This is a genomic window from Prescottella sp. GW823-FHT02E09 (genome assembly GCF_058797375.1).
This window is the reverse complement of record NZ_JBXAJP010000013.1, coordinates 145,357-155,273: the sequence shown is the minus strand read 5'-3', so window position 1 is coordinate 155,273 and position 9,917 is coordinate 145,357. Positions and strand designations below refer to the sequence as shown.

Genomic DNA, 9,917 nt, shown 5'->3' with positions numbered 1-9,917 from the left:
CCCCCCCCCCCCCCCCCCCCCCCCCCCCCCCCCCCCCCCCCCCCCCCCCCCCCCCCCCCCCCCCCCCCCCGCCGCATATCGGTCAGTTCCGTGCGAACCGCGCGGGTTCGGTGTCCGGCAACTGCGAGACCTGCCCGCGTGCCACCAGGTGCCGCAGATGCGCGGCGGCCTCGGACAAGGCCATTCCCTTGGCCATCGGGTGGAACTTCTCCCACGGCCGGTACCACTTCATCCGCTCGGCCACCTGCCACACGGTGATCTCGTCGGCCCCGAACGCCTCGTACAGGTGGTCGAGACGTTCCTCGTGGTGATCGATCAACTCACCGGCCCGGCCCGCCACATCCACGATCGGAAGACCGTGCGCGCCGAGGCCGCGGGTGACGTCCATCTTCTGCACGCGGCGCAGCGACTCCATGAACTCGGCGAGCGCGTCACGCTCCTCGAGCGGGTATACGAAGTTGCCGACGTGCGGCGTGGTCTTCTGGAGCACGTGGTCGCCGGTGAACATCACGTCGGCGTCCTCGAGATAGAAGCACACGTGGCCCGGGGTGTGGCCCGGTGTGTAGACCGCCTGGAGGTTCCGCCCGGCGAGCGCGATCAATTCGTCGTCGACGAGGATCCGGTCGGGTGCCGACGCGGGACCCACCGGGGGATCGCCCTGCGCGGCCTTCTCGAACGCTTCCCGGTCGACGAGCGGTGCGCCGGCGCGCTCGAGGTTGGACAGCTGAAAGTCCATCCACTCCTGGTTGCGGCCCGAAGACATCTTCTCGAACATGTCGTGGTCGGCCTCGTGCATCGCGATCCATGCACCCGACGCCTCCCGGACCCGGCCACACAGGCCCGTGTGGTCGGGATGGAAGTGTGTGAGCACCACACCCTCGACCTCGGACACCGAATGTCCGATCGATTCGAGGCCCGCGGTCAGGCCGTCCCAGCCTTCGTCGCCGTCCCAGCCGGCGTCGACGAGGATCACCCCGCCCGGCGACTCCATGGCGTAGACCAGGGTGCTGCCCAGCGGATTGTGGGACATGGGAACAGTGATCTGGAAGATGCCATCACCGATGGCCGAAGCACCTGTCATTTGCGCAAACCTCGTTGGCTAGATGAAAACCCGTTCTACCTATGCCTCCATAGTTACTCTTCGGGTTTCGCGGCGGCGTGACCGGTCCCACTTAACGGAAGATGCGGCTACGCAACCAGGTCGGCGTACTCGGGGTGCGATGCGACGTACTTCTCGACGTATGAGCACGACGGCACGATCTTGAAGCCCTGTTCGCGCGAAGCGTCCAGGGCAGCCTTGACCACCTGACCCGCCAGGCCCTGGCCGCGGAAGTCCGGGTTGGTGACCGTGTGCCCGAAGTCGCGGACGCCGTGCGCCTCGATGTAGTCGGCGTAGCCGGCGAGGGCGTCGTCGACGTAGATCTCGAAGCGGTTCTCTCCCGCGTTGTGCTCGATCCTGTTCGCCACGGCCGGGCTCCTTTCGTTTGCTTACGAACGCACGTTACCCGGGTACAGCGCCGGATCGAGGGCGAGTATTCCGTGCCGGTCTGCGCACCCGCTGCACTCCCGACGTTGCATGACGCACGCCCCGCACGCGAACCCGAGCACTTCACGCACTCGTGGGTCGTCGGGGAGACAGCCTCCGGCGCCGCTTTCCGCCACTGCAGCGATATCACGGCTGGGTACACCTAGATCAGGTCCAAGGGCTCCCCGAACCGGTCGTAGTAGACCTCGTAAGCGAGCCCGCCGAGATTGGCGGGATCACCGCCGTCGATGTGTGCCGGCATGCGGCTCGGCTCTGTGAGAACCGCTTCGTATCTCACGCGCCCCTGGCTGACGACCCACTGCGCTGCATCTTCCAGGCCATCCTCGGACTCATCGGGCCCGAGATAGGACCGATATGGCTCGTCCTGTAGCTCGGCGGCGAAGTCCAAGAACAGATCTTGGAACCTGTAGACGGCGTCCTTCGGCAGTCGCCCAAGAATTTCACGAAGGCGATCACGGCTCCTCGCGGACTCCTCTACAACGTCCCAGAACCAGTCGACGTCCGGGCCCTCGTCGTGACGAACAGCGTCAGCCAAAGCCTCTCCCAATCTTGCAGACGAGCAGACCTACCGGCATCTCATCAGCGATGAAGCCGGCCCGACCGCAACCGTGCGCGATCGCTTCATCCCAGTACACGCTGGAGACCATGTTCTGTCAGAGACGGCCTAACGGGATGTCGACCCTTCCGGCTCCTCTGGCTTCTCCGTGTCCGCGATGTCCTCCGCCTCCTCCAGGTCCTCTGGTGCGCCGGCGGCGTCCTCCACCTGTGGAGTGCGGGTCGGCCGGATGAGGATTTCCAGTGCGAGAAGCGCGACCAGGGCAATGACGACGATCCAGAACACCACCAGTCCTGTCGGGTACCGCCAGAACACCAGCAGCAGGGCCGCGACTCCGATGATGAAGCACCGCAGCGGTACTCGTGCTTGGCCGGCCCAGCGTTCGACGGTGTTCGGGGTTCGGTCGGAGCGGGGGTGCCGGACCAGGTCCAGGGACCTCCCGAATCCGCGACGAACGACGGTGGCCGACGACGAGCCCCCGATCAGGTAGGCGCCGAGAGCGATGACCAGACCCAGCACCGCGACGGCACGCAGACTCGTGCGCAGCGGCACCAGGACGGTGTCGATCACGGCCGTCGCCGCGTCCGGGGACAGCACGTCTGCGGGGACGGCGTCGAGGTAGAACGCGCGTCCGACGAGGATTCCCACCGCGAGGACGAACATCCCGACCGCGATGGCCAGCCCCGCGAGTGACAGGGTGTGCAGCCGTCGGCCGCGGGGTGCGACGGCAACCGCGCCCGCGGCGCAGGCGATTCCCAGCCACGGCAGCACCGCGGAGGCCTTGTCGAGCGCGTTGACCGCGCGCTGGGCCCGGACCAGTTCGGGGGACTGGAACAGGACGAACTGCTTCTCCACCGTGGGGATCTTCTCGGCGAAGGAGAAGCCCCGATCGGTCAGCTCGGTGCGCACGTTGTCGATGATGGTCGCCAACGAGATGCTGACGGTGCCGCTCCGGTCGACCTCGACCGAGCTCGGGCCGTAGTTTCCGGTCACGACCTGGACGAGGGCATTGTGCGCGGTGCGGTTCGCCTGGACCCAGAGGTCCCGGAACTGTTGGGATTCGACGAAGTTCAGCACGGTCTCCTGGACGAAACTCTTCGTCTGTCCCGCGATGACCGGTGCCAGCCCGACGATCGCCTGATCGACTCGGGGCGCTCTCTCGTCCAGGTTCGACAGATCGACCAGCGCGGCCAGAGCCTCGGTGGTGAGGCCCTCGATGTCGACTCGTGAGAAGAGTTCGTCGGTCACCTGATTCGAGATCTCCGACTGGATGGCCGGGTCCTCGGCCAGCGGCGCGACCGTGGTGACGTAGCGATCGGTGTCGAGGATCTCGCTGCGGGTGAACCGGGAGGTCACCGAGGCGATGGACAGGAGACCTACCAGGACCAGCAGGATCGTCACCGCCGTCCACCGCCACCAGTGGTGCGGAGTCCGCCGTGCCGCGACGGCGCCGGTGGTGTCCGGTTCCCGGGCACGCAACGTCGCCACCTCGGCGCGCAACCGAAGTAGTTCCGCGCGCTCGTCGCTGTCGAGGGGGCCGGCGCTCGTGCCGTCGTCCATGTAGTTCCTATCCGGTACGGGCGCTCGGCGCGCGAGTCAGGCTACCTTGGGATTCCAGGTGGCCACCGCCCAGATCACGACGGTGTTGAGCGCGATGAGACAGATCGCCCACAGCGGGTAGTACGGCAACCACAGGAAGTTCGCGAGAATCGACAGGGAACAGATCGCCATCGCGGCGACCCGCGCCCATGTTGCACCGGTGAACAGGACTGCACCGACCACGGCGACGATCACGCCGAGCACGAGGTGGATCCATCCCCACGTGGTGACGTTGAACTTGTATACGTACTCGAGGCCGACCACGATCACGTCGTCCTTGGCGACCGCGGAGATCCCCTGGAGGAACTCGAGCACACCGATGGTGACCAGCAGGACCGCCGCCCCCATCGACGTGCCTTTGGCGACACCCTGCTCGACCACATCGTCGGACATGACCTCGTCCCTTCGCTGAAAGGTGAAACGGCCTGGTGACACCCATTCTCCTCTGCCGGGGTGCATCAGGGCACCGATTTCACCCTGCGATTTCCGCGGCGTGTGCCATGGCGATCATTCGACACCTTTCGCGCGGTGGTCGCGTGGCTCGATCGCGGCCGCATCGTCGAACAGGGACGGTTCGGTGGGATTGCCGAACAATTCCATCTGATGCGGCTTGGCGGCGTACGGTACCGGCCGGGCGGGACCGGGCAGCGCGACCACACGCAGCGCCGACCGCAGCGCCTCGTGTGTCTGCGCCCACGCCCTCGACTCGTGATCGCACGCGTCCGCCTCCTCCGAATCGCCTTCGGCGCGGGCCTGTTCCGCGGACTCGCGCCAGGAGATCTCCTGCTCGGATGTGGTCCGCAGATAGTCGAGGATCGCGTCGCGGTCGTGGCCGCACACCTCCGCGACCTCCTCCGCACTGAGAACGCCGGCCCCGTGTGGATCCAGATGGAGCAGCGTCAGCAGCGCCGACGGCAGGTCGTCGTCGCCGGTGTCCTCGGTTTCGAAAGAGCCGGTTTCGAAAGAGCCGGGTTCGAAGTGGTCGGGTTCGAACGGGCCTGGTTCAAAGGGGTCCGGGCCGAGGAGGCCGGCGGCCTCGGCGTAGCTGGATTCGACATCCGCGTGGTCGTCCGCGAACCGGGACCCGTCGAATCGGGCGGCGAACCGTGCGTCGACGGTGGGCAGGAACTTCCCGATCACGTCGATCGCGTCGACGAGGTGACGTGGAACGAACGGATTCCCGGAGATGTCGATCGACGCGTTGAGCCGGTCCTCGTCGAGGGTGAACCGGATGTCGGGCCACTGCTTGGTGAGGTCGCAGATGTTCTCGGCCGCGCGAGTGCGTCCCGCGACCGCGTGCAGCAGCGGAATCCAGAGCCGCACGAGGGGTTTGTCGGGGTGGGCGATGACGAACACGGGTTGATTGCCGAGGGTGAGAACGACGTCGCCGTCGTCGTCGACCTGCGGCACGAAACCCAGCGCCTGATCGACGGTGCGCGAGATCAGGTCCCGAAGTTCCCGAGGGTCACGGGGTGCCACCGCGGTGGTCTCGTCGAGCGTCACCGGGGCCGGCTGCGGGGCGTCGGGTGTGTCGGCACCGAGCAGATCGGTGTCCTCGAGCGTGCCGATGATCTCGGGATTCAGGAAGCTCGGGTGGGGGACGCTCCAGACCTCTCGGAGCGTCGTGACGGTCATCGCGGCCAGCTGATCGGCCCAACGCTGTTCCTTGTCGACGAAGAACGCGGGCGATCCCTCGTCGGGTTCCTCGTCCGGCAGCCGCGTGGGCCGCTCCCATCCCAGCTCGCACAGGCGGGACTCGGACTGCGGTGGGAGTGCGTGTCGCGGCGCGAGATAGGCGTTGGACGAGACCTCGCTCCGGATGTACTCGTCGTCCCACACCAGGAACTGCACCCACGGCGTGAATCCGTCAACCGTGGTTTCCTCGATCCAGTCGAGGATCAGGATGTCGTCGTTCCGCATCGCGGAGAGGTGGTCGGCGAGCCGACTCTGGAACTGGGTCCAGGACCGGTCGATTGCCTGGTCGAAGCTGTCGAGATCGAACATGAGCCCCCCTGTCTTTCGGGATGGAGCGTCACTCGGGAGGTCCCGCCCGGGGCCTCCGCGTCGTGCTGCCATCAAGGTAGCGCGGACCCCTGACAAGTTCGGGCACTGGCGTTCCGGCGTGTGTTCGTCAGTTCGCGAACAGTGCTGCGGCGCCGGCGGGCAGGTCGGATTCGGGGTGGCGCCGGAAGAGTTCCGCGGGCCGGCCGGTCCCGCTGCTCGACATCAGCCCGGTCGTCTCGAGCGAGTCGATGACCATCCGCCGGAACGAATCCTTGGGCAGGGCGCGCCCGTGGACCGCCTCGTACAGGCGCCGGAGTTCCAGGACGGTGAACACCTCGGGCAGCAAGCCGGACGGGTCGAGTCGGCGCGCGTAGCGGGCGCGCAGATCGTCGACCGCGTGGGAAACCATGTCCGCGTGATCGAACGCGAGCGGTTCGGTGACCACCCGGCCGTCGATGCGAACGAGTCTCGCGCCGTGCGGAAGGCGGCTCAGGGGCAGAGCCGCCCCGTGGGCCATCGACAGGACCCACCCGCGGTCGTCGCGGTCGGGGGCGTCGAACATCGCGAGTTGGTGGAAGTCGGTGCCCGTCAGGCCCGCCTTGGTTCGGAGCGCGCGGTCGGCGGCGTCGGACAACCGTTCGCCGGGATGCAGGAACGATCCGGGCAGGGCGAGTCCGCGGGGGCCCTCGACCACCAGGACGTCCAACTCCCCGGCGTCGACGGTGAGCACCGCGACGTCGACGGCGACGGAGGGGCGGGGGTAATCGGTGAGGGCCTTGCCGGCCGTGTCGGACCACGTCGTCTTCGGTGCTCGTTTCGTCACCCTTGCAGATTAGCGCAGGCATGATCTAACGTTTAGCGCAGTTACGATCTAAAGGGGGTTCCGGTGGAGCTGAACGAACGGATGGCAGACCGTGCGGCGGGTGTCCTGCTCGCGACCGCGGCGGGTGACGCGCTCGGGGCGGGATACGAATTCACCACTCCGGGAACGGGAACGGTGATCGACATGATCGGTGGGGGCATCGGCGCGTTCGCGCCCGGCGAGTGGACCGACGACACCTCGATGGCGCTCGCGATCGCGGAGGTCGCGGCTACGGGCGTCGACATCGGCAGTGGTCCCGGTCGGGATGCCGTTGCGGCACAGTTCGTCCGGTGGTTCGACTCCGATCCCGCGGACATCGGGAACCAGACGTCGGCGGTGCTGTCCCGGCGACCGTCGTCGGCGTCCGAGATGGCCCAGGTGGCGTGGGCGGTACCGGGCCGCAAGGGCGGCAACGGCTCACTGATGCGGACCGCCCCGGTGGCGCTGGCCTACCTCGACGACGTCGACGGGTGTGTGCGGGCGGCGCGCGCGATCGGATTGCTCACCCACCACGACACCCGTGCGGTCGAGGCGTGCGAGATGTGGACGTACGCGATCCGGCACGCCGTGCTGCACGGGACCTTCGACGGTGTCCGCGGCTACCTCGACCGCGCGCCGCGGCCGACGCGTGAGTACTGGGCGCCGCTGCTCGACACGGCCGAACGCGGCGGGCCGGCGGACTTCCCGAACAACGGCTGGGTCGTCGACGCCCTGCTCACCGCGTGGTGGGCGATCGCCACCACCGACCCGTCGGGTCCCGAGCATCTTCCGCGGGCGCTCGAGCAGGCCGTCCGCGCCGGACACGACACCGACACCACCGCCGCCATCGCTGGTGGTCTGCTCGGCGCGCGATGGGGTGCGTCGGCGGTGCCGGACCGGTGGCGGCGGATGCTGCACGGCTGGCCCGGACACCGCGGCGAGGATCTCGTCCGCATCGGCCTGCAGATCGCGACGGGGCGAGTGGCCACCACTACGTCGAACGGAGGGAACGTATGACCGTCATCGCCGTCGCCGAGGGTGACATCACCAGAATGCGGGCGGACGCGATAGTCAACGCCGCGAACTCGTCGCTGCTCGGCGGCGGGGGAGTCGACGGTGCGATCCACCGCCGCGGCGGACCCGCGATCCTCGCGGCCTGCCGGAAGCTGCGTGCGACGACGCTGCCGGGCGGGCTCGCGGAGGGTGCAGCGGTCGCCACCACGGCAGGCGATCTGCACGCGACGTGGGTGATCCACACCGTCGGTCCGCGCTATTCGCGCCACGAGGACCGCGCCGCGGTGCTGCGCTCGTGCTATCGGAGCAGCCTCACGGTCGCGGACGACCTCGGGGCGGCGTCCGTCGCGTTCCCGCTGATCTCGTCGGGCGCCTTCGGCTGGCCCACGGACGACGCGGTGCTGCAGGCGGTGTCGGCGATCCGGGCGACGCCGACGAACGTCGGTGTCGTCACGTTGGTCGCCTACGAGCCCGAGGTCGCGGCGACGATGCGTCGCGCGGTCGGCTAGCGCATACGTCACGCCCCGCAATGCGGGCCCAGTAGCGGCAGTCGATGCGTTCGATCACGCGGCGTGGAAAGGTGGATGATACTGCACTGCTTCTGTTCTCGCCGATCGAGCAGGTTGCAGCGTGTCAAACGGCCGTTTGATCGACGTGGCGCCCTATCGTCGGTTCGTCAGATTCGAGTATGGAGGTCGGGGTTTCGATGGTGGATACGAGAACGCTCAACGGTCGGTACGGCGACGAGGTTTTCGCTCATGAGCGCAGTGACGAGCGTGATCGCCTGGACGCGCTCACCCGTTCACTCGATGAGATCTCGTTCGCGCGGCTCGACACGCTGCCCATTCGGCCTGACTCGCGGTGCTTGGATATCGGCGCGGGCACAGGCACGGTCGCCGCCTCCCTTGCCGATCGTGCCGCTTCGGGACACGTCATCGCTCTCGATCGCAGTACTGCTCTTCTGGATCCGAATGCCCGCGAGAACCTCGAGGTGATGGAAGCGGATATCACCACGGCGGAGTTCCCGCCCGGAAGTTTCGATGTGATCCATGCGCGCTTGGTCCTCCAGCACCTCTCCGAGCGGGAAGAGGTCATCGGGCGTGCGGTGTCGTGGTTGGCGCCGGGTGGCTGGATCCTGTTGAGCGAGGGTATCGACCCGCTCAGTGCCACCTCTTCCAGTGACCTCTATCGCAGGCTGATGGCGGGGTTCGTGGACGCGCTCCATCGGTCGATGGGCACGGATATGAACTGTGCGCGCAACTATCCGGCAGTCCTCGCCGAGCACGGGATCGTGAACATCGGCATCGATGCGCACGTGCCCCAGGTTCGTGGCGGCAGCCCGACGGCAGACTTCTTTCGGCTGAGCTGCGGTCAGCTGCGCGAAGTGATCGTTTCTGCGGGCCACCTCGACGACGACGAGTTCGACGCAGCCATGGCGCTGCTCGACGACCCGACCTTCATCGATCTCGCGACAGGGATGATGTCGGTGTGGGGGCAGCGGGGCTGACCGCCAGCGCATCCGGGGTGTTTTCGTCGGGACCGGCGCTTCGCGAGACACGCGCCAGGTCGGGGTTCGGCACGGGTGGATCGCACGCTCAGTCGCCCCCGCGCACGCCCTCGTAGTAGCCGCGGATGTGGTCGACGATCCGCCGTTCGGCGAGCGCGGCGTCACCGGCGGTGACGGCGTCGACCAGGCCGCGGTGCTCGTGCCGCAGTCGGGTGCACGTCGTGGGCCACGCGGCGACGTCCACGCCGCCGACGACGTACGACTCGATCGACGCGCGGAGTCCGGCCATCATCGCGGCGATCACCTGGTTGCCGGCGGCATCGGCCATCGCCACGTGGAACTGGGCGTCGAGGACGAGGAACTCGTCGGCGGTCAGCGTCGGCGCGTCCATCGAGTCGAGCAGTTCCACCGCCGGTGTCAGATCCGCCGAGTCCTGCCGTGCGAGCGTGCGCATCACCTCGGACTCGAGCACGAGACGGGTCTGCACGACATCGGAGACAGGGAATCCGTGCGCCGCCACCTGCATTCGCATCAGCATCGTCATCCCGCCGGTCGGGCGGGCGACGATCATGGCGCCGGCGTTCGGGCCGGACCCGGTCTGTGCCTTGAGCAGACCGAGGGCCTCCATCACGCGGAGCGCCTCCCGGACGGACGACCGCCCGACGCCGAGATCGGCGGCGAGGGTGCGTTCGCCCGGGAGACGCTGACCGGGCAGGAGCTCTCCGGAGACCATCATCTCCTCGACCTTGCTGAGCACGTGCTCCCAGGCGCGCGGGTGCGACGCGATCGTCAGGTCGCTGGTGGAGAACTCGGAGGACATGACAGGTCAGCCTAGGCGTAGTGCCCGGGT

The 9,917-nt window shown here is 67.9% G+C and carries 11 protein-coding genes; 3 read left to right on the top strand and 8 right to left on the bottom strand.

Annotated elements, in window-relative coordinates; translation table 11 throughout:
• Positions 1-82: 82 nt before the first annotated feature.
• From AC1RIF_RS25455 to AC1RIF_RS25425, 7 genes are all read right to left on the bottom strand, one after another.
• On the bottom strand, positions 83-1,081 hold the full coding sequence (locus tag AC1RIF_RS25455) for an MBL fold metallo-hydrolase (RefSeq protein WP_492604158.1): 999 nt from the start codon (positions 1,079-1,081) through the stop codon (positions 83-85).
• A gap of 107 nt (positions 1,082-1,188) precedes the next feature.
• A complete protein-coding gene (locus tag AC1RIF_RS25450) occupies positions 1,189-1,467 on the bottom strand; it encodes a GNAT family N-acetyltransferase (RefSeq protein ID WP_492604157.1) in 279 nt (92 codons plus the stop codon).
• Between the two features lie 221 nt (positions 1,468-1,688).
• A complete protein-coding gene (locus AC1RIF_RS25445) occupies positions 1,689-2,081 on the bottom strand; it encodes a DUF4240 domain-containing protein (protein ID WP_492604156.1) in 393 nt (130 codons plus the stop codon).
• A gap of 129 nt (positions 2,082-2,210) precedes the next feature.
• On the bottom strand, positions 2,211-3,662 hold the full coding sequence (locus AC1RIF_RS25440) for a phosphatidylglycerol lysyltransferase domain-containing protein (protein WP_492604155.1): 1,452 nt from the start codon (positions 3,660-3,662) through the stop codon (positions 2,211-2,213).
• Between the two features lie 36 nt (positions 3,663-3,698).
• Positions 3,699-4,094 (bottom strand): DUF7144 family membrane protein, encoded by a 396-nt coding sequence (locus AC1RIF_RS25435; protein ID WP_492604154.1) that lies wholly within the window; start codon positions 4,092-4,094, stop codon positions 3,699-3,701.
• Positions 4,095-4,208: 114 nt separating this feature from the next.
• Complete coding sequence (locus AC1RIF_RS25430; RefSeq protein WP_492604153.1) at positions 4,209-5,705, bottom strand: TY-Chap domain-containing protein; 1,497 nt, start codon at positions 5,703-5,705, stop codon at positions 4,209-4,211.
• A 127-nt stretch (positions 5,706-5,832) separates the two neighbouring features.
• Entirely contained in the window at positions 5,833-6,528 is a 696-nt protein-coding gene (locus tag AC1RIF_RS25425) for an NUDIX hydrolase (protein WP_492604152.1), read from the bottom strand.
• A gap of 63 nt (positions 6,529-6,591) precedes the next feature.
• On the opposite strand from AC1RIF_RS25425, the gene AC1RIF_RS25420 reads away from it, so the two are divergent.
• The 3 genes from AC1RIF_RS25420 to AC1RIF_RS25410 all read left to right on the top strand — a co-directional run bounded on the left by AC1RIF_RS25420 (position 6,592) and on the right by AC1RIF_RS25410 (position 9,067).
• Entirely contained in the window at positions 6,592-7,563 is a 972-nt protein-coding gene (locus tag AC1RIF_RS25420; protein ID WP_492604151.1) for an ADP-ribosylglycohydrolase family protein, read from the top strand.
• A complete protein-coding gene (locus AC1RIF_RS25415) occupies positions 7,560-8,069 on the top strand; it encodes an O-acetyl-ADP-ribose deacetylase (RefSeq protein ID WP_492604150.1) in 510 nt (169 codons plus the stop codon). The genes AC1RIF_RS25420 and AC1RIF_RS25415 overlap by 4 nt, the downstream gene beginning before the upstream one ends.
• A gap of 179 nt (positions 8,070-8,248) precedes the next feature.
• On the top strand, positions 8,249-9,067 hold the full coding sequence (locus AC1RIF_RS25410; protein WP_492604149.1) for a class I SAM-dependent methyltransferase: 819 nt from the start codon (positions 8,249-8,251) through the stop codon (positions 9,065-9,067).
• An 88-nt stretch (positions 9,068-9,155) separates the two neighbouring features.
• Here AC1RIF_RS25410 and AC1RIF_RS25405 read toward each other — a convergent pair whose 3' ends face one another.
• Complete coding sequence (locus AC1RIF_RS25405; RefSeq protein WP_492604148.1) at positions 9,156-9,887, bottom strand: FadR/GntR family transcriptional regulator; 732 nt, start codon at positions 9,885-9,887, stop codon at positions 9,156-9,158.
• Between the last annotated feature and the right edge of the window lie 30 nt (positions 9,888-9,917).